Annotated in this window: 23 protein-coding genes; 12 read left to right on the forward strand and 11 right to left on the reverse strand. The window is 51.4% G+C overall.

Features of this window, described 5'->3' with window-relative positions:
- The first annotated feature begins 61 nt into the window (after positions 1-61).
- Together ylqF and ACO0LC_RS21845 are read left to right on the forward strand one after the other, a co-directional pair.
- Positions 62-997 carry a ribosome biogenesis GTPase YlqF gene (gene ylqF / locus ACO0LC_RS21840; RefSeq protein WP_423007046.1) on the forward strand — a complete coding sequence of 312 codons (936 nt, stop codon included), beginning with the start codon at positions 62-64 and terminating at the stop codon, positions 995-997.
- Complete coding sequence (locus ACO0LC_RS21845; protein ID WP_423007048.1) at positions 994-1,779, forward strand: enoyl-CoA hydratase; 786 nt, start codon at positions 994-996, stop codon at positions 1,777-1,779. The genes ylqF and ACO0LC_RS21845 overlap by 4 nt, the downstream gene beginning before the upstream one ends.
- Here ACO0LC_RS21845 and ACO0LC_RS21850 read toward each other — a convergent pair whose 3' ends face one another.
- The 3 genes from ACO0LC_RS21850 to ACO0LC_RS21860 form a co-directional block, all read right to left on the reverse strand.
- Entirely contained in the window at positions 1,780-2,211 is a 432-nt protein-coding gene (locus tag ACO0LC_RS21850) for a hypothetical protein (protein WP_423007050.1), read from the reverse strand.
- Positions 2,212-2,478: 267 nt separating this feature from the next.
- Complete coding sequence (locus ACO0LC_RS21855) at positions 2,479-2,763, reverse strand: hypothetical protein (protein WP_423007052.1); 285 nt, start codon at positions 2,761-2,763, stop codon at positions 2,479-2,481.
- 38 nt (positions 2,764-2,801) lie between these two features.
- A complete protein-coding gene (locus ACO0LC_RS21860; RefSeq protein WP_423007054.1) occupies positions 2,802-3,470 on the reverse strand; it encodes a GntR family transcriptional regulator in 669 nt (222 codons plus the stop codon).
- A gap of 349 nt (positions 3,471-3,819) precedes the next feature.
- Here ACO0LC_RS21860 and ACO0LC_RS21865 point away from each other — a divergent pair, with 349 nt between their 5' ends.
- A complete protein-coding gene (locus ACO0LC_RS21865; protein WP_423007056.1) occupies positions 3,820-4,587 on the forward strand; it encodes a helix-turn-helix domain-containing protein in 768 nt (255 codons plus the stop codon).
- Positions 4,588-4,755: 168 nt separating this feature from the next.
- Positions 4,756-5,898 (forward strand): ABC transporter substrate-binding protein, encoded by a 1,143-nt coding sequence (locus ACO0LC_RS21870; protein ID WP_423007058.1) that lies wholly within the window; start codon positions 4,756-4,758, stop codon positions 5,896-5,898.
- A 66-nt stretch (positions 5,899-5,964) separates the two neighbouring features.
- Here the strand turns inward: ACO0LC_RS21870 and ACO0LC_RS21875 are convergent, their stop codons facing one another.
- Both ACO0LC_RS21875 and ACO0LC_RS21880 read right to left on the reverse strand, forming a co-directional pair.
- Positions 5,965-6,903 (reverse strand): 4-hydroxyproline epimerase, encoded by a 939-nt coding sequence (locus ACO0LC_RS21875; protein ID WP_423007060.1) that lies wholly within the window; start codon positions 6,901-6,903, stop codon positions 5,965-5,967.
- 198 nt (positions 6,904-7,101) lie between these two features.
- Complete coding sequence (locus ACO0LC_RS21880; protein ID WP_423007062.1) at positions 7,102-7,689, reverse strand: SRPBCC family protein; 588 nt, start codon at positions 7,687-7,689, stop codon at positions 7,102-7,104.
- Between the two features lie 202 nt (positions 7,690-7,891).
- On the opposite strand from ACO0LC_RS21880, the gene ACO0LC_RS21885 reads away from it, so the two are divergent.
- Complete coding sequence (locus ACO0LC_RS21885) at positions 7,892-9,850, forward strand: TonB family protein (protein ID WP_423007064.1); 1,959 nt, start codon at positions 7,892-7,894, stop codon at positions 9,848-9,850.
- A gap of 186 nt (positions 9,851-10,036) precedes the next feature.
- Positions 10,037-11,074 carry a rhomboid family intramembrane serine protease gene (locus tag ACO0LC_RS21890; protein ID WP_423007066.1) on the forward strand — a complete coding sequence of 346 codons (1,038 nt, stop codon included), beginning with the start codon at positions 10,037-10,039 and terminating at the stop codon, positions 11,072-11,074.
- A gap of 87 nt (positions 11,075-11,161) precedes the next feature.
- Here ACO0LC_RS21890 and ACO0LC_RS21895 read toward each other — a convergent pair whose 3' ends face one another.
- On the reverse strand, positions 11,162-12,523 hold the full coding sequence (locus ACO0LC_RS21895; protein ID WP_423007068.1) for a hypothetical protein: 1,362 nt from the start codon (positions 12,521-12,523) through the stop codon (positions 11,162-11,164).
- 110 nt (positions 12,524-12,633) lie between these two features.
- Here ACO0LC_RS21895 and ACO0LC_RS21900 point away from each other — a divergent pair, with 110 nt between their 5' ends.
- Together ACO0LC_RS21900 and ACO0LC_RS21905 are read left to right on the forward strand one after the other, a co-directional pair.
- Positions 12,634-13,254: a tRNA-uridine aminocarboxypropyltransferase gene (locus ACO0LC_RS21900; RefSeq protein WP_423007070.1), complete on the forward strand. Its 621-nt coding sequence runs from the start codon at positions 12,634-12,636 to the stop codon at positions 13,252-13,254.
- Between the two features lie 49 nt (positions 13,255-13,303).
- The gene (locus tag ACO0LC_RS21905) at positions 13,304-14,170 is read left to right on the forward strand and encodes a hypothetical protein (protein ID WP_423007072.1); all 867 of its coding nucleotides are present in this window, start codon (positions 13,304-13,306) and stop codon (positions 14,168-14,170) included.
- A 75-nt stretch (positions 14,171-14,245) separates the two neighbouring features.
- On the opposite strand, the gene ACO0LC_RS21910 is transcribed toward ACO0LC_RS21905, so the two are convergent.
- Together ACO0LC_RS21910 and ACO0LC_RS21915 are read right to left on the reverse strand one after the other, a co-directional pair.
- The gene (locus tag ACO0LC_RS21910) at positions 14,246-16,228 is read right to left on the reverse strand and encodes an OPT family oligopeptide transporter (RefSeq protein WP_423007074.1); all 1,983 of its coding nucleotides are present in this window, start codon (positions 16,226-16,228) and stop codon (positions 14,246-14,248) included.
- A 246-nt stretch (positions 16,229-16,474) separates the two neighbouring features.
- Positions 16,475-17,056: a TetR/AcrR family transcriptional regulator gene (locus ACO0LC_RS21915; RefSeq protein WP_423007076.1), complete on the reverse strand. Its 582-nt coding sequence runs from the start codon at positions 17,054-17,056 to the stop codon at positions 16,475-16,477.
- Positions 17,057-17,215: 159 nt separating this feature from the next.
- Here ACO0LC_RS21915 and ACO0LC_RS21920 point away from each other — a divergent pair, with 159 nt between their 5' ends.
- Both ACO0LC_RS21920 and ACO0LC_RS21925 read left to right on the forward strand, forming a co-directional pair.
- A complete protein-coding gene (locus ACO0LC_RS21920) occupies positions 17,216-17,656 on the forward strand; it encodes a 4-oxalocrotonate tautomerase (RefSeq protein WP_423007078.1) in 441 nt (146 codons plus the stop codon).
- Positions 17,644-17,967 (forward strand): VOC family protein, encoded by a 324-nt coding sequence (locus ACO0LC_RS21925; protein ID WP_423007080.1) that lies wholly within the window; start codon positions 17,644-17,646, stop codon positions 17,965-17,967. Before ACO0LC_RS21920 ends, ACO0LC_RS21925 begins: the two co-directional genes overlap by 13 nt.
- Before the next feature lie 130 nt (positions 17,968-18,097).
- Here the strand turns inward: ACO0LC_RS21925 and groL are convergent, their stop codons facing one another.
- From groL to ACO0LC_RS21940, 3 genes are all read right to left on the reverse strand, one after another.
- Positions 18,098-19,750, reverse strand: coding sequence for a chaperonin GroEL (groL, locus tag ACO0LC_RS21930; protein ID WP_423007082.1), 1,653 nt, complete (start codon positions 19,748-19,750; stop codon positions 18,098-18,100).
- A 41-nt stretch (positions 19,751-19,791) separates the two neighbouring features.
- Complete coding sequence (gene groES / locus ACO0LC_RS21935; RefSeq protein WP_110257032.1) at positions 19,792-20,082, reverse strand: co-chaperone GroES; 291 nt, start codon at positions 20,080-20,082, stop codon at positions 19,792-19,794.
- Positions 20,083-20,403: 321 nt separating this feature from the next.
- A complete protein-coding gene (locus ACO0LC_RS21940; RefSeq protein WP_423007084.1) occupies positions 20,404-22,818 on the reverse strand; it encodes a phosphocholine-specific phospholipase C in 2,415 nt (804 codons plus the stop codon).
- Positions 22,819-23,100: 282 nt separating this feature from the next.
- Here ACO0LC_RS21940 and coaE point away from each other — a divergent pair, with 282 nt between their 5' ends.
- Positions 23,101-23,742, forward strand: a complete 642-nt coding sequence (gene coaE / locus ACO0LC_RS21945; protein ID WP_423007086.1) for a dephospho-CoA kinase — start codon at positions 23,101-23,103, stop codon at positions 23,740-23,742.
- Positions 23,739-24,881 (forward strand): pantetheine-phosphate adenylyltransferase, encoded by a 1,143-nt coding sequence (coaD, locus tag ACO0LC_RS21950; RefSeq protein ID WP_423007088.1) that lies wholly within the window; start codon positions 23,739-23,741, stop codon positions 24,879-24,881. The genes coaE and coaD overlap by 4 nt, the downstream gene beginning before the upstream one ends.
- The last annotated feature ends 26 nt before the right edge of the window (positions 24,882-24,907 follow it).

Genomic DNA, 24,907 nt, shown 5'->3' on the forward strand with positions numbered 1-24,907 from the left:
GCGCAAGCAGGGCAGAGTTCCGTACAATATCGCTTTGTTTTTGCTAAAAAGAAGAATAAGCATGTCCATACAATGGTTCCCCGGCCACATGAACGCCGCCCGCAAGAAGGCGGCGGAAACCATGGAAAACACCGATCTGGTGATAGAAGTGCAAGATGCCCGCATTCCACAAGCCTCTTGCAACCCCATGGTAGAGTCGCTGCGCACCTTCCGCCAACGTCCTTGCCTGAAGATCTTGAACAAGGCTGATCTGGCCGACCCAAATGCCACCAAGGCCTGGCTGGATTTTTATAATGCCCAAAAAGGCGTGTTCGCCGTCGCCCTGAGTTGCAAAAAACCATCTGATGTTGCCAAAGTACCTGGCCTGGCCCTGAAGCTGGCACCGCATCGCGGCGTGCCGACCAAGCCTTTGCGCATGATGATCATGGGCATACCCAACGTCGGTAAATCGACCTTGATGAATGCCTTGCTCAAAAAGCGTGTCGCCAATGTGGGTGATGAGCCTGCCGTGACCAAGACCCAGCAACGCCTGTACCTGGGCAAGAACATGATCCTGACTGACACCCCAGGCATGCTGTGGCCCAAGATAGAACATCCTACTGACGGTCTGATGCTGGCAGCCAGCCATGCGGTAGGCGTGAACGCGCTGATCGAAGAAGAAATCGCAACTTTCCTGGCTGAGCAATTGCTGATTCATTATCCAAAATTCATCACAGCACGCTATGGCTTTCCAGTCGAAGGCATAGATGCTGTTTCTGTCATAGAAGGCGTGGCCAAGAAACGTGGTTATAAGCTCAAAGGCGGTGACTGGGATTATGAGAAAGCCTCGCATACCCTGTTGCTCGATTATCGCAGCGGTGCCCTGGGACGTGTCAGCCTGGAAACCCCGGCCAGCCGCGAACATTTGTTGGCGACCTATGTGCCCCCTATCTTGCTGGGGCAGGGCAAGAGCGTGCAAACCGGCATGGAACCAGAAGAAGCGGACGACATAGAATGAGTGTAGTGGCACAAGCACCTTTTGTCTTGCGCAGCGATGCAGCCGGTGTCACCACCCTGACGCTGAACCGTGGTGAGCGCTTCAACCCACTTTCAGAGGAAATGCTGGCGGCCTTGCAGGCTGAATTCAAAGCCATCGCGCTGGATGAAGCTGTACGTGTCGTCGTACTGGCTGCCGCTGGCAAGGCGTTTTGTGCTGGACATGACCTCAGGCAAATGCAGGCCAGTCCCTCAGAGGCGTATTACAAGAACTTGTTCCAGCAATGCAGCAAGCTCATGCTGGCTATCCAGAAATTGCCTCAGCCTGTCATCGCCCGTGTACAGGGCCTGACGACGGCGGCAGGTTGCCAGCTGGTGGGCATGTGTGATCTGGCGGTTGCCAGCGATAATGCCAGTTTTGCGGTATCAGGAGTCAACGTGGGTCTGTTTTGTTCGACGCCTGCAGTCGCCTTGTCGCGCAATGTCTCGCGCAAACAAGCCATGGAAATGCTGCTGACGGGGGACTTTATTGATGCCCAAACAGCCATGCAGCGCGGCCTCATCAATCGTGTCGTTAGCGCTGAACAACTCGATGCCTGCGTGGCAGAACTGGCAGCCAGCATCATTGCCAAGCCTGCACTGGCGATCAGCATGGGCAAGCAATTATTCTACAAGCAACTGGAAATGGGTGTCGAAGCGGCCTATCAACTGGCAGGACAAACCATGGCATGCAATATGCTGGATGATACTGCACAAGAAGGTGTGCAGGCTTTTCTGGAAAAGCGCAGGCCCAGCTGGTCCTGATTATTCTTCCGTTTCCTGATTGCTGACATGGTCGGCGATGACCGCACCAAGTGAGCACCAGACACCTGCCACGAAGCAGGTATACAAGATGGTATAAGAGCTGGGCAACTGCGCAGGCGTGTCGCTATAGGCAAAACTGGCATAGGCATACACCATGACTGTGGTAGCAATGCCTAACAGGTAGCCATGCATCATCGGCGATTTTTTTGCCAGATAACCCACCAGTAATCCTGGCAATACATATTGCGCAAGACCGCAAATGGTCATGAAAAATCGATTACTCCAAAGCCCGCTGTCCATCATCACCAAAGTAGGCTGGGGCATGGATGCTCTCAGCGTGGCAATAAAAATCATATACAGCAAGCCATAGACCACAGTGGCCAGGGCTACTGCCTGGATATTGGGTTTGGAAATAAAAGGTTGGAATGCCATAGGGGCAAGATTATACCCTTAGCTGCTGAAGAATTGGGCACAATTGAAAGTGTTTTTATTCCATACTTTTGGGGATATTTAAGAGGATGGCTTGCGACTGCTGAGTCCAACATGGCCGGCAGTCTTAGTAACGTTGTTCCAACATGCTTTTGGCTGGAATCCACCGGGCTGGCGCTCCAGTGGCGTTCTTGGCATATCGTTAAGCACATTAACTTCTGAATCATAGTGTTTTGGACGATTTGATTTTCCAATACTTGCGCTCGCAATTTACGATTGCAGGCCGGTGGTAGACCGGCGGCTACCCACCTTTTTGCTTCGCCAAAAAGGTGGGCCAAAAAGGCGACCCAGGCGTCGCTGCCCCCTAAAGGGGGTTCCCTTTGCTGCAAAGCAAAAAATGGGAAAGCCCGAAAACTCGCTACGCTCAGACATCGGTCTTTCTTTTTCCATTTTCTGCTTTGCATCAAAGGCATCGACACATGGGAACTGCGGAAAGTCAAAATCAACTGAAACGTCAAAATCAACCCCAGCGTTGCTGCGGCCTTGAGTGAGCATACTTCGGTTAAATGGGGTTTGCTAAACTCCAAACATAGCTACCCAATCACCTTACGCGCAAACGACTCCAGGTAATCCATCAAGCCATCAGCAGCTTTGGCGGCCTGTTCTTCATTACCTTTGGCAATTGCCTTGGCGACCAGCATGTGGCAGCGGGCGCCTTCTTCTATGTCGCCTTCGTGCTGGAAGGCATACCAGAAGCGGCGGCATTTGATGATGAGGGGAATGACGGCGGCCACGGCAGAGGGGTTGCGGCAGGATTCGTGGACGACGTGGTCCAGGGCCTGGTCGGCAGCCATGTAGTCGTTAAGGTCATTGCGCTTGGCGGCGACCAGCATTTTATCGGCGCATTCGACGATGTCTTTGCGATGCTGGGGCGTGGCGCGGCGGGCGGCGCTGGAGGCGATCAGTCTTTCGATGACACGGCGGGTTTCTATCAGCGTCATGTGCTCGGCGGCTTCGATGTCGCTGATGATCAGGCCACGCCTGGGCATTTGCTGTATCAGGCCATTTGAGGACATACGCATCAGGGCTTCACGCAATGGGGTGCGGCCCAGGCCGGTTCTTTCCACCAGTTCAGATTCGACGACTGGTGAGCCAGGCTTTAACTGCAGCGTGACTATCATGCTTTCTATGGCGTCATAAGCGACGTCAGCAGCCCGCAGTTTTGGGGTGAAGGTGAGTATTTTTTCAGGAGTAGCAAGCATCAGATATCCATGTTCTGTATTTTGTATGGATTTTACCTATTCGTGTACGAATTTTACCTTGTAAAAGTACGTACTTATCAAATTCTACGTGTTTTTCTATCGTTATCGCTGTTTTTTGACTTAAAGCAATATATTCCTCTGTACGATTTTGCCATGGACTGTCCTTATTTGCTGATGATTTACGCAGAAATCGGCATAGGTGTAGATTTTAAACCGGATTTTAAGTTAAGCTAGGCATTATAAATATAATTTAAATATATTTATAAATTACCTTATTTGCAACAATTATTTGCAATGATTAATTGCAATACTTATTTCTGGATTGCCACTTGCTTACGGAGTTGATCAATTGACCTTACCCTCATCCCCTTTCCCTGCTCAGGAAAAACGCCAGCAAATGGCCAGCCAGATGGCCAATGTATTTTTTTCTGAAAGCTTGTTCGATGCCATGTCGGACATCGTTTTTTTCGTCAAGGATCACGAGGGGCGCTATCTGGTAGTCAATCACACCCTGGTCCGCCGCTGCGGTGCCAGGGACAAGGATGCGCTGTTAGGTAAAAAGGCAGAGGAGGTATTCCCCACTTCGCTGGCGACCAGTTATGCCGCACAGGATGCCCTGGTCTTGAGTGGAAAAAAAGAAATCCATGATCAGCTGGAATTGCATCTCTATCCCAATCGCTCCCCCGGCTGGTGCCTGACGCAAAAAATCCCTTTGCGTGATACCCGTCATCACATCATAGGCATGGCTGGTATCTCACGTGACCTGGCCATGCCAGACCAGCGCCACCCTGTGTATGCCAAGATTGCGGCTGCCGTAAAACATCTGCATCAGAACTACACACAAACCATCGCCATGGCAGACCTGGTCAAATTGACTGGGCTCTCGGTGGCGCAACTGGAACGTAACTTCCACAAGATATTTTCCCTGACCCCGCGGCAGATGATGGTCAAAATCCGGCTTGATGCAGCTTCTTCGCTGTTGGCGGAGTCGCAACTAAGCATCACCGATATTGCCGTTGCCTGTGGCTATCAAGACCACAGCGCGTTTTCCCGTATCTTTAAGGCCACAGTCGGTATGACGCCGAGTGAATACCGTGACGCAGTAGTGCGCAGTTGAAAAGCAGGGGAAATATATTTTTGGAAACAAGATAGTCATTCAGATGACAATCTTTAACAAAGATGTGTTTTATTCTTTGTTCAATGCCTTGGGGAAATAATTCCGGAAGCAGAAAGCTAAAACACCGTCTGGCATCTTGCACGGACGGGAAGAAAAACTGGAGACAATATGTTTGTAAAATTGAATCGCTGTAAAGCGATGGCTAGGCTTTTGCTCGTCAATTTGATGTTGTGCTGTAGTGTCAGTGCCCATGCAGAGGCAAATGACATTGTGATCGGTCAGTCCACTGCATTGACTGGCATACTGGCTGAACTAGGTGTTGCTCACTCCACCGGGGCGAAAGCGTATTTCGACTACGTCAATTCCCAGGGCGGCGTGAATGGCCGCAAGATAAGGCTGGTGATCCTTGATGATGCTTATGATGCGACCAAGTCCATCGCCAATGCGAAACAATTAATAGAAAAAGAAAAAGCGATTGCCCTGTTTGGCATGCTGGGCACACCAGCCAATACCGCGTTGACCCCTTTGCTGGATGAGGCGGGCATACTCAGTTTTGCACCAGTTACCGGGGCCGAGGTGGTGCGCAAGCCTTTTAATCGTCGTATCTTTAATATCCGTGCCGGTTATGTCATGGAGACAGAAAAAATCATCGACCACCTGAACGTGCGCGGTATCAAGAAGGTCGGAGTGGTGGTTCAGAATAATGCTTTTGGCAAGGAAGGTCTGGCAGGCATAGAACAGGCAGCCGCCAGGCGTCAGTTGAAACTGGCGAATGTCGTCAGCATCAATAGCGATTCATCGGATCTGGACAAGGCAGTCAGTGCCATGGAAGCCGCCGATGTGCAATCCATCATCCTGATTACGGCAGGTAAGGCCTCCAGTGATTTTATACAGGCCTATAACAAGAAGGTCAAAGGCATGCAGTACTTTGCCTTGTCTGTGTTAGCTTCGCAGGCTGGCATCAATGCGCTGGGCAAGGATGGTGTGGGAGTGATTATTTCCCAGGTCTTGCCTTTCCCGTTTTCTGCCACCACGACACTGGTGCGCGAATACCAGAAAGTCATGAGCAAGATGGGCATCAAGGAGTATTCTTACCTGGGCATAGAAGGCTTTTTGGATGCCAAGGTGTTTGTCGAAGCCATCAAGCGGGCCGGTAAGGATGTCAATAGTGAACGCCTCATCACCGCACTGGAAGGCATGGGCCGCACCGACTTTGATGGCTTCATCGTCACCTTTGGCAAGAACAATCACCAGGGTTCTGATTATGCCGAGCTGACCGTGGTATCGAAAGACGGTCGCTTTTTGCGTTAATTTGCATTAATTTGCGTTAGTCTTTGCTAAGCCGGTTGATATGAAGGACGATCAACCGGCTACGCTTTAGCGTATGCCCCAGATAAAAGGATCATCTTCATCCAGCAATAACTGCGCGACTGCATTCACAAAGGCACTGCCCCGCAAGCTGGGCAAGACCTTGCCATCTTCTGTATGGCGATAACTGGCTACAAAGACACTGCCCAGTATGCTTTCTTGCCGCCAGTCCTGGCCTTCTGCCAGCTTGCCATCCGCTGCCAGGCAAGCCAGTTTGGCACTGGTGCCTGTACCGCAAGGCGATCTGTCATAGGCTTTGCCTGGGCACAGCACAAAATTCTGGCTATGGTTATCGGTGGACATCGGTGCGCCAAATAATTCCACATGATCGATCAGTGCGCCGTCTTCACCGGTAAGGCCTTGCTCCTCAAGGGCCTTTCTGACACGCCAGCTAAAATCGGTCAATTGCTCTACATTCGACAAGCGTAAATCCTGCCCATGCTGGTTAATCAAAAAGAACCAGTTACCACCCCAGGCAATATCGCCAATGACTTGTCCATGTCCGGCGACATCAATTTGCACGGCCTGGCGATAGCGGTAGGAGGGGACATTGTGCACAGTCACTGTGTTGTCGGCATGCAGCTCTGCTTCTACGACGCCTACCGGGGTTTCTATTCGGTGTTTGCCTGCCGTGATCCTGCCCTGATAGGCGAGGGTGACAATGAAACCTATCATGCCATGACCACACATACCGAGGTAGCCTACATTATTGAAAAAAATCACACCGGCTGTGCAGCTTGGGTCATGCGGAGTGCAAGCCAGCGCGCCGACGATGACATCCGAGCCACGTGGTTCGCAGACGGTGGCAGAGCGGTAGTGGTCGAATTTGTCACGAAACACTTGCAAGCGCGTGGCCAGGTCACCAGTGCCCAGGTTGGGGCCGCCATCAATAATAATACGCGTAGGTTCACCACCAGTATGTGAATCAATAACCGAGATTTTTTTCATGTTTTTGCCAGTGTGGGATTAGTTTGCTGCATCAGACAGACCAGTTCCTGGTGCCGCCTGCTACATCGTCAATACAATACTGGCGCTAGCTTAGGTAAAACCGTCGTTTTTGTCTTGACACAAATTTTGCTGGCATGCGACGAAATCAGCATAGCAATACTGGCAATGCTGTTCTGCATTCAGAGTCTGAAACAGGCTTTAATCGACCTTGCCGGTATTCGCCAGGTTTTTGTAGCGCGTGATTTGCTCCGCTAGCATGGCATTGACCATGGGAGCCATTTTCTCAAAACCACCGGGCATATAACCACCAACGCTATAGGTCAGCACCAGCTTGCTCAGGGCCTGATTATTATCTGCCGGTTTTTGCGCAATGAAATCCCAGCCCATGCTGCCAGCCAGTCCATGAGCCTGCAAAGGGCCCAGTGCACCTGTCATGCGCAAGGCTTTGCCTGGCGCCGCATGCACTACACTCATGTGCTGGACACCGCCACCATGCGGATATTTCTCGCAAAAACAGCCACCTGGCCTGGCATCAATACTCAGGTTTTTGGTATTCAAGGTATAAGTATGAGAAGGATTCCACCAACTGCTGACATTGACCAGCAATTCATAGGCTTCTTCTGGCGGGATATTCAGTTGCACTTCATGCCTGACCTGAAAGCCATTGCTGGTGACATTGATAATTTCTGCCATGGCTGGCGTGCCCAGACAAAGCAGGGGGAATACGAGACTGATGCTCAGGCGGCTTAGTCTACTGCTTAATTGGCTGCTGCGGTATGGGCGCATATATCGCTCCTTTTTAATGACTCATTAAGTGTAGGCGATGAATTTCTTAGCTTGAAGCACTTTTTTGATGCATACAGATGGTAAAGTACGTTTCGCATTTTGGCCATGCGATAATATTTGCAATGAGTTATTGTAATGCGTCATTGCAATATGTCACTGCCATATGCCATCGCAAGACCTGAGGAACCATTAAACCTGTTGCATGAATTTGTATCCAAACCAAACTGAACATGAAATACCCAAAGAGATCAAGCAACGTCTGATTGGCGGCTTGCTCATCTCTATCGCAGTGCATGCATTTATTCTTTGCTTGCAGTTTGGTTTGCCCGGCCTGGGTGTGCCTGGCCTGGAGGCCCCATGGGCCAAGCGCCGTGCCGAATCGCCACAAATCAGCATACAGATTGCCAATGCAACATCGGCCAGTGGTGCCAGTAATGCAAGCTCAGCCAGCGCTGCTGCGGCGAGCGACTCGTCTGCACCCATTACACCAGTCAAAGAAGTCACACCCAAACCGGATGCTACACCTGCCTCAGTACCTGTCTCGACAGCAGCGTCAGCCAGGTTGACACCAAAAACCGCCGCCACCGAGCGCAATGAGAGCAAGGCGGCCAATGCTGGCATACGCCTGGTGGCGCCGCAAAAGGCGGCACCGGTACCTGCACCGCAACTGGCTAAGTCCCTCAGCAAACCACGTGCAGCACACAAAGCCAAGCAAGATGCGACCCCACCTGCTGCTCAGCAACGCAAGACGCAAGCTCCCGACGTGACCAGAGTGATTGCCCAGGACATGCCACGTGACGATAGTTTTTCCATGGCAGTGCCCAATCCTGACGATATACCCAAAAAAGCCGAGACTGAGCCTGATCCCAAGAAGCAATATGACACTGTGACACAGGAAGGTGTAGAGCAAGAGACTCCACAGGAGCAGGCCGCCAAAGCCCAGGAAAAAGAACAAAAGCGTAAAAAACGTGAAGAACTGATGCGCAAGCAAGCCGAAGAACTGGCGCAACAGGCCAGCACTGATGGTAAGGCCCAGCTCAAACAAATGAGCAAGCAACTCGATGAAGAAAATCGCAAGGATGCCGATGAAGCCAATCGCAAACAAGCGGCAGCATTAGCCCTGCAAAAACAACTGGAAGCCGAAGAACAAAACCGCCGCGCCCAGCGCGAAGCAGCGCAAGCTGAAGAAGTCAAACTGGCCGAGCAAAAACGCCAGGATGAAAGCAAGCGCCAGGAAGAAGAAAAACAACGCGCCCAGCAACTGGCCCAGGCACAACAGCAAGCAAAAGAGCAACAGGCGAAAGAACAGCAAATCGCAGTTGAGGCAGAAAAACGCAAACAGGAAGAGCAGCGCCAGCAAGCAGCAGCAAAGCAAAAGCAGCAAGAAGAATTAGTCGCCAAACAAAAGAATGAAGAACTGTTGGCGAAACAAAAGTCCGAAGAACTGGCGTCCAGGCAAAAAGCGGAAGAACAGGCAGCACGCCAGCGCGCAGAACAAGTCGCGGCTGAGCAACGTGCACAAGCACAAGCCTCTGCCAAAGCTGCTGCAGCGCAGGCCGCTGCCAACAACCAGACTGCCAACACGGGCGTTAACCCTGGCCAGAGCAACGGGCAACAAAATAATACAGGTGCCAATACACCAGGTAATGGCAGCAGCCAGGGTAACAAATCTGATCCCTTTGCTTTGCCTAAAAATACCCTGGGCGGTGACCTGGCCAGCAAGGCCAGAGATCAGGCACGTGGCCTGGATTTATTGCGCGGCACACCGCCCGTGGTGCGTAGCGATACGGAAGAAAAACCGCGTCGTCGCAGCCTGTTTGGCAGCCAGGACAAGGATGTACCTTTGCGCCTCTATATCGATAGCTGGAAACAAAAAATCGAGCGCAATGGCAGCCTGAATTATTCGCAGCTGGCCAAAGACCGGGCGCGTGGCGATCCTGTCGTCGTGGTTTCCATACGTAGCGATGGCAGTGTAGAAGATATCACCATCGTGCGTTCCAGCGGCCGTGCTGACATCGATGAGGCAGTACGCCGCATCGTGCGCATCAATGCCAAATACTCAGCCTTCCCGCCCAATATCGCGGCACAGTACGACGTCATAGAAATACGCCGTATCTGGAACTTTGAAGATAATCTGCGATTGGTTGAAGAGCTGCATTAATCCAGTTATTACCCATACATATCTTGCAGGAGCGGCTTCAGCCGCGAATGCCGTACGCAAACGAGAGGCAGTCACGCAAAGCGTTCGCGGCTGAAGCCGCTCCTACGAAAGGATGCAGGCTTTGCTTGAATCCTGTATGTAAAACTGATGAGTTTCGCTGCATCATAGATACCCTGATAATCACCAATGAGAAAATTAAAACCATATTCCTATGTGTCCATCGCGTTGATCGCATTGAGTGCCCTGGTCGCCTTGCTCTCCAGCTTTGGCACATCCATGCAAGAATTGCGCCCCCTGTTCATTTCAGACCCGGATCAAACCGGGTTTACCAGCATCTTGTCAGGCCAGATCTGGCGGGCAGTGACGCCAGCTTTCATCCATTTCGGTCCCATGCATCTGATCTTCAATCTGCTGTGGGTATGGGATCTTGGAGTCGTGATCGAAAACAGGAAGGGTCCGGGTTTTTATCTGGGGTTTTTCCTGGTCGCAGCAGTGATCTCCAATATTTTTCAATACCTGTTGTCGGGCAACCTTTATTTTGGCGGCATGTCTGGCGTTGTCTACGGCTTGTTTGCCTATGTGTGGATACGTGGCCGCTACGACCCCGCTTTCAAAGGCATCATGCGCCAGGCAACTGTCAACATGATGTTGATCTGGTTTGTCCTGTGCTGGACAGGTTTGCTCGGCCCCATCGCCAATTGGGCGCACAGCATGGGCTTGCTGGTAGGCGCTGTCTGGGCCTACCTGGAATGCAAGAATTTACGTCCCGATCAGTTATCCGGGCCGCTACCGGCCAACAAGATGCAAAACCTGCAGTACTTTTCTACCGCAGATATCTTGAAAGCCGAAGCACAAAGGAGCTGGGTCAGGGAGCAATACCTGCCAGAAGCAAGAGAGCAGTTTGTCAGCATAGAAGGTAAGTTAAAAATCATTGCTGCGATACTGCAGCAAAAAGGTTTGGAGGGACGATCATTGCATGAAGTGCAAGCACTGGAGATCGTATTTGCTGATGCTTTGGTGTTGGAGACAGGTTTGAAATGGGCAGTGGTGGATGACGACGATCAAAGGGTGCCAGTACTACTTAAACAGGAAACGTCAAGCAAGGTTTTTAGTCTGGTTCCTGCCAGCATCATCATGCAGGCCGTGACGAATGGCAAACTCCATGAATTATTTGATGGCAGTGTGCTAGCCATACGCGAAAACCAGTCTGGGCAACATGGGTAGTTTGTGAGAGGACTGAGTAACATATCTTTCAAGTCTCTTGTATCAAGAAAAAATGCCAGCTAAGTTCAGTAGTTGGCATTTTTTATTTCAGGGCAAGGCCACCGGCTTAGCCAGATAACTGGATGAATATGTCTTGAACTGTCCACCATCGGTATTGATGGAAGTCTGGTTCACTTCGCCTGTGCTGAACACTGCACCCAAGCCACCTACGGCCACCATTTCCGAGGCATGCGTGAGGAAATAACGGACCTTGTTATCGCGGTATTTACCGGTTGAGCCTATTTGTGTTGAAGGTACGCCCAGCGGGGTTTGCCACCACAAGACAGGTAATTGCAGACCCTGGTAATAGGTCTTGGCCAACGCAAAATGGTCTTTGAAATTAGGTGAAGTCAGATTCGATTCATCCCAGTACCAGCCTGTGCCTGCACGTGTACAGTAAGACACTTGCGGTACGGTTTCAAAACAGCCAGCATCCCTGTCCAGGGTTTGCATGACGATAAAATCTGCCTTGTCCGCACCCAGCTTTAACATGTAAGACATGGCAGTTGAGTGCAGGTCTTCAAACAGGGCAGGGGGGAAGCCTACATAGGCATTTGGCGCTATGGCCCTCGCCATTTGCATCAGACACTGGCTGATACCAGCAACGCTGTTGGACTGGTTGCTGCAATCGGGGTTGCTGTTGACTTGGGCGGGCACAGTGGCAGGGTCGGCATTATTTGAGATCCTTTGCGTATAGCCCCAAAAGTCTGGCTCAAAATTGACCAGCACGGGTTTGCCATAGGCTTTGATTTGCTGGAACATCAGGCGCACATTGTCCCAATAGCCTTTCATAAAAGTCGTATTGGTCAAGCCACTCAAATTACCATCACCATTGCTGGCCATCTGGTACAGGGTGAACATCGGTACTGCACCCAGTTTGTCGGCATTCTGCGCAACGATTTGCACATAGGCACCGGAAGGGCTATTCCAGGTTGGCCACGAGCCTGCGCCTACGCCAACCAGGTATTGATCATAAATGTCAGGGGTAATGCCCTGTTTTTGGACATCGGCCAGATCGGCACTGCCCAGGCCAACTAAAAAGCGGCTGGACTTGCCCAGCTTGGCGGCCAGTGCAGCAGCTTTTTTCTCCAGCGTGACAACGGTACTCCCGGTCCCGGTGCCCGTCCCCGTCGTGGTGCCTGTGCCAGTACCAGTAGTTGTTCCGGTTCCTGTTCCTGTAGTTGTTCCAGTAGTCGTACCCGTCCCTGTGCCGGTAGTGGTGCCTGTTCCCGTCGTTGTCCCAGTGCTGGTTCCTGTACCAGTCCCCGTGCCTGTTGTTGTACCCGTAGTTGTACCAATGGTAGTGCCCGTCGTTGTGCCAGTGGTAGTTGCAGCAGTGGAGCCACCACCGCCACCACAGGCACTGGTTGCCAGCAGCAGGCTAGTCGCAAGGATAGTCGGAAGTTTCATAAGACAAATTGAGGCGTGAAAGTATCTGTTCATGATAGACGATGCCGCCTGCGCTTGCTCATTCACAGGCAAAGCTTGCCGCTTAAATAACAATCCTTCACAATGTCGGCATGTCAGATCCCAAACCCAAAAGAACATCCTGCCCACTATGTCAGCGCCCATCCACTGCATGTATTTGTCGCTGGGTAAACAATGTCGACAATGCAACTGAGGTAGTGGTCTTGCAACACCCCTTGGAAGTGAATAATGCCAAGGGCAGCGCACGCCTGCTGGACTTGTGCCTGCAAACTTCACAGCTCGTTGAAGGCGAACAGTTTGACCCGCAATGCTTGCTCAGTCTGCTGCAAGCCGATGGCAAGCAAGCCATATTGCTCTATCCGGCGACGACGCAAAATGAAGCTGCTGACCTGCAATTCCAGCCACCAGAATTTGTGGTGCAAGACCATGCCCTGGCGAATATACGTCTGGTGATTATCGACGCCACCTGGCGCAAAAGCCGCAAGATGCTTTACCTGAATCCTGCCTTGCAACAACTGCCACGTCTGAATCTGCAAAACATGCCAGCCTCCCACTACCGCATACGCAAAGCCCATGCGCCTGACCAGCTATCAACTCTGGAAGCGGCTTGCTATGCACTCATGCAGCTAGAGCAGGATGAGGAAAAATATTTACCCTTGTTGCAGGCCTTTGATGCGTTTGTGAGGCAGCAGATGGGGTTTAGGCCTGTATAAATAAAGTACACTTTGTGCAGTATGTTGGTTTAAAGACGATTGGAGTGATATGGGAACCTGGGGAGCTGCGCTATACGATGATGATGTTGCCAGTGATTTGAAAAATACACTGGCACTGCTTTGCAAGGTTCCAGCAGATGGCGATGGCTTGCTGAAATATCTCAAGCAGTTGCATGGCGAACCTGACCCTGCCGAGGGTGATGAAGCGTATTTCTGGCTTGTTACGGCGGATCAATTTGAAAAGCGTGGCATAGCCTGTGTCGAGGTGAGTACGAATGCCCTGGCTATCATTGAAAATGATGTGGACCTGGAAAGTGCGAGAGACAAAGGTGCGGACGAAAAATTTCTCAAGAAGCGCGCTGCCGTATTGGATGAACTGGCCAGCAGATTGAATGCTCCGCGCCCTGTACGCGACAGGAAAACTGCAGCAAAACCACCCGATATGATGCTGCAAACGGGTGAGGTTTATGCATTTCCGACCATGCAAGGACTGGGCTGGAATCCTTACAGTCATTTGGGCCCCGAATCATTTGTCCCGGATGGATGGGGTGCCCTGATAGTGCTGGAAACGGGCAGGATGTTTGACTGGCTGCCATGGTGTGCGCTGGCTTCACTTGCCGTCAATCCTGTAGTCAAGCCTACACTGCTTGATGCTATGCATGGGCAAATGATTTTTCACTTGCAAACGCAGGGAGCGGGCCGATTTGTTCCAAAGAAAAAACATGTACAAGGGCTGGGACTGGAGCTGCTTGGCCATGTCACGCTAGACCCGGCGCTGGTCGCGCCGCATTTGTCCAAATGGCCTGTTGCTGCTGCGATTGAATGTGATTGGACTATATCTTACGCGGCATATTCAGGGAGCTACAAAGGCCTTCCCAGAGCTTGCGAACTTGAAGCATTACTCAAGATCAATTGAGCGAAAGCATAAAAGAAGACGATATAAGATAAAAAAAGCCCCGCACAAAAGCGGGGCCAGTCGTTTCGGTGTATATCAAATCAAGACATTAATAATCGCATTACCTATCCCTATCAAAGCCGCCCCAGAAATCAAGCCGGCGCAGATAGGTTCGCAGCCTTCCACCCAGAAATCATGGCCTTTGCTGCCAGGCTGGCTGTGGCGATTACCCATCCACCAGAATATCGCTGCACCTATCCACATCGCCAGGCAAGACTCGGGTGGCAGGATCACGCCCAGGCCTATGGAAACGGCGGACAAGGGGAAGCGACCCTTGGTGAAGATGCGTGCGCATTCAATCAGGGTGGCGGCAACTGCGGCCACGATGATGGCGGTGATGGCGGATGATGGCAGGCTGCCAAAGCCCTTGGCGATCAGCTCGGCTACGCCTTTCCATTGCATGGCACCGGGGAAGGCGAATTTGTCGGAGACTATAGTCGCGGTAGAGCGCACGCCATTGGCATCCGGAGGCAGGAACAGCAGGAAGTACAGCGGCACGCAAGCCAGTGCGCCAGAGAAAATGCCGATGATATGGCCTATCGCCTGCTGTCTTGGTTTTGCACCCAGCATATAGCCAGGTTTGATGTCGGACAGCAGATTGGATGCATTCGATGCCACTTCAGCCGTCATGCCAGCTGGTATCAAATTATTGGCTGGATTGGCACTATCAATCGCACCCATGCTGAACTGGGTGATTTTTGACAAGGTACTGGTCGGTGTCCATGAGGTCAGTGCCATCGCATTGGCGCAGATGATAGTCAGTATGAAGACCAGGGGCAGGGTGATGATGGACATCAACCAGGGAACACCAAAGAATTCATGGGTAGTCCAGGCTGCCAGGATACTGAAGATAGGGATGCCTATGTAGGAAATGATCAACGGTACTTCAATATGGTCAAGTATCGTGCTGGTCTTGTCGGCGGCTTTATTTTTATCTGCTTTCTTGAAGATGCTGGTGAACAGTTCTGGTTTTGCTGCCAGGCTGATGAAAGATGCCACCACCATCATGGATACCGCCCACCACAGGCTCCATTGATTGACGATCTCTGTGCGTGAGATAGGCACGATCTTGCCGCTGGGGGCTATCCGTTCGACGATATCGCCACGCTGTATCATCCACGGTGCCAGGAAGACGAAGTTGATGATAGCACCCAGCAAGACACTGCTGGCAACGCGTATTCCCATCAGGCCGCCTACACCCAGCATGGCGGCATCGAGGGTAAACCGCAGGCCCAGTGCACGGAAATCAGTGCCCAGGATTTTGGGGATCAGCAAATCATATTTGACGGCGGCAGTATAATAATAATGATCGACACGCTCCTGGAAATGCCAGGCTTCTGTCATGTCTGCCCATTTATCCATGCGCAGGATCTTGAACTGTATGAGCTTCATCCAGCCATCGCTGGTGATCATCTGGTAAATCGCTGTCCACATGGCGGTAAAGGCCATCAGGCGTGCCTTGTACATGCCGCTGGCAGCTTCGCCGGTATAGACCGCATCGAGCACCACGCCGCAGGCGCGGCCTTCGGGGAAGGGCAGTTGGTCTTCATTGATGAAGCGACGTTTCATGGGGAAGGCCACCAGCACACCGAGGATGGAACAAATACTCATCCACACCACCAGATGCCACCAGGTCACGACCGCACCGCTGATCAGCATATAGGCCGACAGCACGGTGTTGAGCGGCATGGTCATGTAACCGGCGGCGGTCGCGATGGATTGAGTACAATTGTTTTCGAGTATGGTGAAGTCTTTGGCAATACCCAGGTTGGCGAGTATCTTGAAAATCGCAAATGCCAGGATGACCGAGGTCAGACCGACACCAATAGTGATACCGGTCTTGGCACCTATATACAAAGCAGTGGCCGATAAAATGCCACCCAGCAAAAAGCCGGTAAATGCCGAGCGTATGGTCAGCTGTGCCATGTCGCCACGGTAGATATTGGCAAACCACCACTCGTCCTTTTGGGCACGGGTCCAGGTTCGTATTTGCTCGTCGCTTAATTGTTGCAGCGCCATATTTTCTCCAACGCGGGTTGTCTTGCTTGATGGTGATGATCAGCGGGTTTTAGATTGGCAAGATCATTGCAAATATGAAACATGTCGCTGGAAATATGAAAATTTTCTTTCAAGTGCGGCAGTATCCAAGCGAGGGATGTTTTCTGTCAAGCGGGCTGATGGAAAAAAACCACCTGCTGACACTCTACTTGCTTTACATCGTCCTGATCGACATGAGCTGGACGATGCTCCTGGCATGCAAGCAGGCTATTGCGAGTGCAGGTTCAAATCGAGTGCCGCCTTGCGAACAGCCGCAGCGATATCCTTGCTGATGGCGGGATCATTGACTGCCCTGGCAAGAGTGACGCCGCCAACCATGAGCGCCAGCAGGGCAATTGCTTCTTCGCGTTTGGCATCAGCTTGTCCATCCAGGCCAGCAGCCACTGTTTCTATGATGGCTTGCAATTCGGTTTCATAGGCTATACGCGTATCTTCTGTGGCCCGTGCCACTTCAGCCGAAAGACTTTGCAATGCGCAGCTATCGGCTAAGTCGCAAGTGCGACGCTCGCCCAGGTAAAAATCGATAAATGCCGTGCGCCAGTTGTTCCCTAATTGCTCGCGTGCCTGGCTGACACCCAGTTTCAGGTCTTGCAGGCCAGCTACGACCGCCTCGCGGAAAGCATCTGCCTTCGACTTGAAGTGGGCATAGAAGGCACCCGAAGTCACTTCTGCATCTTTTGCCAACCCGTCAACACCTGAGCCACCAAAGCCCCGGCTGCGAAATCCACGGCCTGCGCTTTTGAGTATCTTTGCTTTGCTTTCTTCTTTTTGTCCTGCCCGGTGTGCCATGTAAAAAATCTCCAAAATAAAAATGCTATTAAAACTTTACAAAATAACGATCGTTATGTAATGATGCTCAACATCACGACCGTTATATAACGTCCGTGATGCGGGAGTCAAGAGCTAGTCTTTGACTCGGCCATTCATTTTGATCAAGGAGTTATTGCCATGCCTATCTCAGTTCAAGTCACTACCGGTCTTCTCACTATTGACGGCGAGCGTGAAGTGCTGCCTCTCGTCGCAGATGCCTTGTTACGCGTGCACGGTTTGACTGGCAACAAGTTCATGACGCCTAATGTCGTCGGCCACCTGGTCGTCAGCCCGGAGGCGCACAGCTATGTTGGCGGCCAGCAGCAATCGCTGGCAGTTATTGAAGTGAAGGTTCCTTCAGTCACTTTCCCGAATGCCGAAGTCAAGCAGGCTTTTGTCAGCGAGGCCACGGACATCATAGACAGGCTCAAGCAGGGCCAGCATCCGCGGGAGAGAACGTATGTCAACGGTAAACCGATTCAGGAGTCAGCACTATGCAGCAATCAAATTACCTGTTTTTTACGACGCAATGCGAGCAGGCGCTGGATTTTTATACGCAATGTGGTTTGGGACGTGTGACCGACATCCTGCGTCATGGCGAGGGCGGGACGCCGCTGAAGAACGAAGCCATGCGTGGCAAGATCATGCATGCCAGATTTGAGGGGCTAGGTGTGCTTTTTTATGCTTCCGACAATGATGATGCAGAGCCTATGCGGGGTTCAGCCCACATCATGATGATGGATAGCCGTGAGCAAACCGATCAACTGTTTGCGCTCATGAGCCATGGGGCAAATGTGACTACGCCGCTGGCAGTGCAAATCTGGGGGGATTATTTTGGCAAGCTGACTGACCAGTTTGGTGTGCAATGGATGTTCAACTGCGCTGCCTGAATGAAATGCTGCCGAGGTGGGTAAATGGTGAGGCACAACAAAAAACCCCGCAACTTGCGTTGCGGGGTTTTTTTGAGCAATGCTACTTTCAGTGAGTTCAATGAGCTCAGTGATAGTCGCTTAGCAGCTATTACATCATGCCGCCCATACCACCCATGCCGCCCATACCACCCATATCACCACCACCCATGCCGCCTGCTTTGTCATCAGACAATTCAGCAACCAGCGCATCAGTAGTCAGGATCAGGCCAGCAACAGACGCTGCATTTTGCAATGCAGAGCGAGTTACTTTAGCTGGGTCCAGGATACCCATTTCTATCATGTCGCCATATGTGTCATTGGCAGCATTGAAACCATAGTTGCCTTTGCCATTGATGATGGCGTTCACAACAACGCTAGGCTCGCCACCGGCGTTAGCAACGATTTCACGCAGAGGTGCTTCGATAGCTTTCAGAACCAGTTTGATACCTGCTTCTTGATCTGGATTGTCGCCTTTGATGTCGCCAGCAGCTTGACGTGCGCGCAGCAGGGCAACGCCACCGCCAGGAACAACGCCTTCTTCTACGGCAGCGCGAGTTGCGTGCAGAGCATCTTCAACGCGTGCTTTTTTCTCTTTCATTTCAACTTCAGTTGCAGCACCAACCTTGATCACAGCAACGCCGCCTGCCAGTTTGGCAACGCGTTCTTGCAGTTTTTCACGGTCGTAGTCAGAAGTTGCTTCTTCGATTTGCGCGCGGATTTGTTTAACGCGTGCTTCGATACCTACAGCCTGGCCAGCGCCATCGATAACGGTGGTGTTTTCTTTACCGATTTCGATACGTTTAGCTTGACCCAGATCAGCCAGAGTTGCTTTTTCCAGTGTCAGACCAACTTCTTCAGCAATCACTTGACCACCGGTCAGGATAGCGATGTCTTCCAGCATGGCTTTGCGACGGTCACCGAAGCCTGGCGCTTTAACAGCTGCAGTTTTCAGGATGCCACGGATGTTGTTCACAACCAGAGTTGCCAGCGCTTCGCCATCGACATCTTCAGCGATGATCAGCAGTGGGCGGCCGGATTTTGCAACTTGTTCCAGTACTGGCAGCAGGTCACGGATGTTCGAGATTTTTTTGTCGAACAACAGGATGAACGGGTTTTCCAGGATAACGGATTGTTTTTCTGGATTGTTGATGAAGTAGGGTGACAGGTAGCCACGGTCAAACTGCATACCTTCAACGATGTCGAGTTCGTTGTCCAGGGATTTGCCGTCTTCAACAGTGATCACGCCTTCTTTGCCGACTTTGTCCATTGCTTTGGCAATGATGTCGCCGATGTTTGCATCGGAGTTAGCAGAGATGGAACCAACTTGAGCGATTTCTTTGTTGGTTGTTGTAGGCTTGGACAGAGTTTTGATTTCAGCAACGATAGCTGTAACCGCTTTGTCGATACCGCGTTTCAAGTCAGTTGGGTTGAAGCCAGCTGCTACATATTTGAAGCCTTCGCGAACGATGGCTTGTGCCAGAACTGTCGCTGTCGTTGTACCGTCACCAGCGTTGTCAGAAGTGCGGGAAGCCACTTCTTTCACCAGTTGTGCACCCATGTTTTCCAGCTTGTCTTTCAATTCGATTTCTTTAGCAACAGAAACACCGTCTTTAGTAACGGTAGGAGCGCCGAAAGAGCGTTCCAGGACTACGTTACGGCCTTTAGGGCCCAGTGTTACTTTAACTGCGTTCGCCAGGATGTTGACGCCATTAACGATCTTCGCACGTGCGTCATCGCCAAAAATTACTTGTTTAGCTGCCATATTAATTCTCCGAATTCTTTAATTGATATCGTGGATGCCGATTACTTCTGTACGACCGCGAAGATATCTTCTTCACGCATCACCAGAACTTCGTTGCCGTCAACTTTGACAGCCTGACCAGAATATTTACCGAACAAAACGCGGTCGCCAACTTTAACGTCCAGGGCGCGAACTGTACCGTTGTCCAGCAATTTGCCAGGACCAACTGCCAGTACTTCACCTTGATCTGGCTTTTCAGCAGCAGCGTCAGGCAGAACGATACCGGATGCAGTTTTTGTTTCTTGATCCAGGCGTTTCACGATCAGGCGATCGTGCAGGGGACGAAGGTTCATACAAGCTCCTTTAAATTTGCGAGTAATTACTATTGGAATTCAATTAAGCTGGAGAGGGACTTGTTAGCACTCTCTCTCAACGAGTGCTAAGTATATGGGCGAGGGATATGCTTTTCAAGAGCTAAAAAATGAGTAAACTAATATTTCTTTAATAATCAGTGACTTAGTTGTGGTTTTGTATTGATGTTTGAACGATTTTTTTAAGCATGGCCCAGTTTTGTGTTGTTTGAAATGCATTTATTTTGATGTCGCGGTGAGAAACTGAGTAAGTCTTATAAATATCAATTTACTCAGTTTCTCACTATCAAACATGGTTGAATGCTACACAATCGTTAACGCCACTGGCCCCGCCAGAACTGAGTAGCTGTCATTGTACAAATACCAGAGCGCATAATTGCCTGCCGCCAGGCTGGCAGTATTGAGCGCCACGCTACCCTGAGGATTGCCAGCGTATTGCCACGTCAGCGAATTTACTGTGCCTGGTACGGCACCAGCAGCGTAGACACCTATCCAGTTTTTGGCATTGACTTGTGCCGGTAAGGCTGAATAAGAGGCCACGACATTACTGCCACGCGATATGCTGGGTGTAGTGGTACTCAGGCGGGCATCGTTACGTTTGCCGCCTATCAAGGGGTCGGTGCGATTGTTGTTGCTATTGCTGGCCGTTGCTTCCACATGGCCCGCTATCCTGCGCAAAAATTGCGTGTCGACATTGCTGGTGATGCTAAAGTCATACCAGCCAAAGCTGCTGATCAAGGGATATTCTAGGCGCAAACTCTGTCCACCTGCCAGCGCATAAGTGCTTGCCAGGCTGCCATAGGCATTGTCGCTGACAGTGAAATTGCAGGGCTGGACATTGTCGACATTGGACAGGGTCAGCACCAGTTTGCCACTGCTGCTATCGTGGACTGCCTGCACTTCAGGCTTGACGGTGGCTGCGGTGCTGCCGCGCCACTCACGCAAATAGCCATTCGGGCCATAGGCGCTGAGCTGGTAAGTATCGCCACTCCAGTTCCAGATTTCTTTCTGGATTTGCTTGCCAGCTTCGACGGTGTAATACCAGGGGCCGTCAGTGCGAACGTTGGAATACACAATAAAAGCAGCCCCGGCCGTGCCGGTGTTGCTGAAGCTGACTTCCAGTTGCTTGCTGATGTTGAGCCTGGCTTGCGCCATCAGCAGGTAGGGCAGGCAGCAGGCAGGGCGCGGGCCCTGTGCCTGCAAATAAGCTTCCTGGCGGGGCAGGCTCTGGTTGAGTGGTGGTACGGGATAGGGCTTGCCACTGACAGGGACGTAAGAAGCAGTTTTTGGGACAGTGCCTGGCCAGTTTTGATCCGGGGATTTGAAATCAAATGCCGAAGTCAAATCACCGCAGACCGTACGTCGCCATGGCGATATCTGCTTGCAACTAACGGCGGCCCTGTCCTTGCCCAGGCCATTGACCAGCCATTCTTCAAGAAAGCGCAATTTCGAAGTATGGTCAAAAACCTGGGAACATACCTTGCCGCCTTTGCTCCATGGCGAGATCACCAGCATGGGGACGCGCGGCCCCAGACCGACAGGTTCACTGCCGTACTTTTCATAAGCTCCATTATCGGCCAGGGTAGAGCGGCCCATGGCGGAGGTGATAGGCGGGATATTTGGAGGAACATGATCGAAGAAACCATCGTTTTCATCATACATCAGCAAAAACACAGTCTTTGCCCAGACTTCAGGTTCAGCCACCAGGGTGGCCAGCAATCTTGCTGTCAGGTTTTCACCTGCATTGGGCGAATTGGGCGCATGTTCGGTGTAATCGTTTGGTGCGCATATCCAGGATACTTGTGGCAGGCGTTTGTTACGCACATCATTGGCAAAGGCACTGACGAGGCCATCGCCCTTGCTGCCGCCCACACTGGCACCTGGTGCCAGGCTGCGCGCTTTCTGGTAGAGCGGCGAGCTGCTGCTTAATTTGCTACCATCGGCATTGACACGGAAGTTCTTGAAGTAGGCGAGATAATTGTCACCGTAATTATCCCATTCCTGATAAACCTTCCAGCTGACCTGATTGGCTTCCAGTACTTCTGCATAAGTTTGCCAGTTGGGCGCACTCGCTGTGACAGTCGCAGTGACATTGTCATTGGCCGGGTCAGCATTGTAATACCCCTTGGCATCAATGTTATACAAGCTACCCATTGCGCCTAGCCAGCCCTGGCTGGTGCCGGTTAACGAATACATGCGGTTGGGGTCGGTCGCGCCAAAGACTGAGCAATGATAGGCATCGCAAATAGTGAATGCATCTGCCAGCGCGTAGTAAAACGGCAGGTCACCACGGTCAAAATAACCCATGGTTTGCACGGTTTTTTGACTGACCCAGACATTCCAGCCTTGCCAGGTTTGTTGCGAACCTTTCCAGGAATGATTGGTGCCTACTGATAATGCACTGGTATTCCTGGCATCAAAATGGAAGGGTAAAACACTGCCACCTGCGGGATTGGGTTGCTGCCAGACGGGAGCGCCATTTGGCAAGCTAATCGCACGCGGATCATCAAAGCCACGCACGCCAGCCAGGGTACCAAAGTAATGATCGAAAGAGCGATTTTCTTGCATGAAGATGACCACATGACCCACATCTGCCAGTGTGCCGGTGACATTATTCGCCGGTACGGCGAGCGCCTGTTGTATAACGCCAGGCAAGAGGCTGGCACCAGCACTCGCGGCTGAAAATTGCAAAAACTTTCTCCGGCTATCAGAGATCATGGCTTATCCTTTTTTTGTGTGAAATAGAGGGCGGTTGGCAATACATTCACATTCATAATATATTTTAAATATGTCAATGACATGACGGTGACGCGCCAATCCGGCTCCGGATAAGTTGCTGCAGTATTCCCCAAGACTAGCCTGGTTTGCGTCCTATTTTTGCTTGCTTCCAAATTATTTGGTTGATTAACCAAAATAATCTTGAGATTTGCGATTGAATTTGCTAAGCTTTGTATATTGGTTGATTGACCAAATATGATTGTCTGATATTGAAAGCTTAAAATGTTCCCTATATCTGCCTCACTAGCAAGCACCAGGCATGCTCGCGTGGTGTTGTTGACGGGCGGCATAGGTAGCGGCAAGTCACAGGCAGCAGCCGGGTTTTCCCGTCTGGGTGTGCCTGTGATTGGGGTTGACATGGTGGCGCGGGCTATTCATCAAGACAATCAGCATCCGGCAATGACAGAAATTGACCGGGTACTGCCACAATTGATGACGGCAGATGGATGCCTGCGGCGCGGTATTTTGCATACTGTCCTGGCCAGTGATATACAAAGCAATCGCCGCTTGCGGCATTTGCTCAAACCCTATGTGCTGCAAGCCATGTGGCAATGGACAAGGCAACAAACTGCCAATTATGTAATATGGGAGTCAGCATTGTTGCCGGATGAAGAGAGTAGCTTCATGTACGATAGCGTTTTATGGATGCATGCAGATGATGCGACGCGTTTGCAGCGACTGCGCCTGCGTAATCCCGACTGGACAGAGGCTGAAGTCAGGCAGATTTTCCAAATGCAGGCATCAGAAAATGTTTTCCGGGAACAAGACTATGTATTGATGGTCAATCAAGGCAGCATCATGGTGCTGGAACAGCAAGTTTTGCAGCAACATCTTATTTACATGTCACACTGGGGTAATGAATGAAAAAAATCGCTTTCTCTGGCACGCTTGATCCTATTACCAATGGCCACCTGTGGGTCATACAAGAGGCACGCGCCCTGGCCGATGAAGTCGTGGTTTTCATTTCTGAAAACCCGGTCAAGAAGCCGCAGTTTGGCGCACTGGAGCGCAAGGACATCATCGAGCGCAGCGTGGCAGAATGTGGCTGGGATAATGTCAGCGTCGTCATCGTCAAGGGTGACTATACGGCCCGTGCCGCCAAGCGCCATGGCATAGAGTATCTGGTGCGTGGCATACGCAATACCTCGGACTTTGATTACGAAAACCTGATACAGCAAACCAATGTGGATGTGCTGGGTGGTGCCAAGACCATATTCGTGATGCCACCGCGCGACCTCGGTTCTGTCAGTTCCAGTTTTGTGCGCGCCTTGCAGGGGCCGGTGGGCTGGCACTGGACAGTCAAAAAATTCATGCCCATGCCTGCCTATATCGCCTGGATCAAAAGCTGGTTGCGCAGTGACTGGCAAAAGTTGTGGGAAACTGAGGCAGGTATTGATAGCGCCAAACTTGATCACTGGTTTGATTACCTTACTGGTGAAGATGCTTATGGCGCGGCACGTCGCCCTTATCATAATCTTGATCACCTGGTGCATGGTCTCAGTGAAATCTCGGCCTGGGCCAGCAATACCGGGGCCAGCAATACGGACGTAGCGATACTGAAAAAAGCTTTCTGGTTCCATGATGCAGTGTACGGCGGCAAGGCGGCAGATATCTCGAACGAAGAACAGAGTGCGCGCATGTGGCTGGCTGCCGGTTTGGGGTCACAACATTTGCAGGAAGTGGCAGACCTGATACGGGTGACAGACCACTTCCAGAGTGCCAGCCTGGTGCATCCCTTGAAAGATGCCATGTTGAGCGTGGACCTGGCCATTCTGGGGCAGGCGGCAGATACCTATGATGCCTATGCTGCAGCGGTACGCATGGAATACCGTGATGTCGATGATGCAGCTTATCGTGCAGGCCGGGGCCGGGTACTGGATTATTTTCAGGGTCTGGCAGATACCGGTAAGTTATACGCTGATGCCTGGTTTGCCGATCTCTACACCAGCCAGGCCATCATTAACCTCAAGCGTGAAAAAAGCAAAGAGGAAACTTCTGTCTAAGTGTGGACGGCTGCGCTGCCCTGATT

The organism is Undibacterium sp. JH2W (assembly GCF_049340425.1).
Taxonomy (GTDB): Bacteria; Pseudomonadota; Gammaproteobacteria; order Burkholderiales; family Burkholderiaceae_D; genus Undibacterium.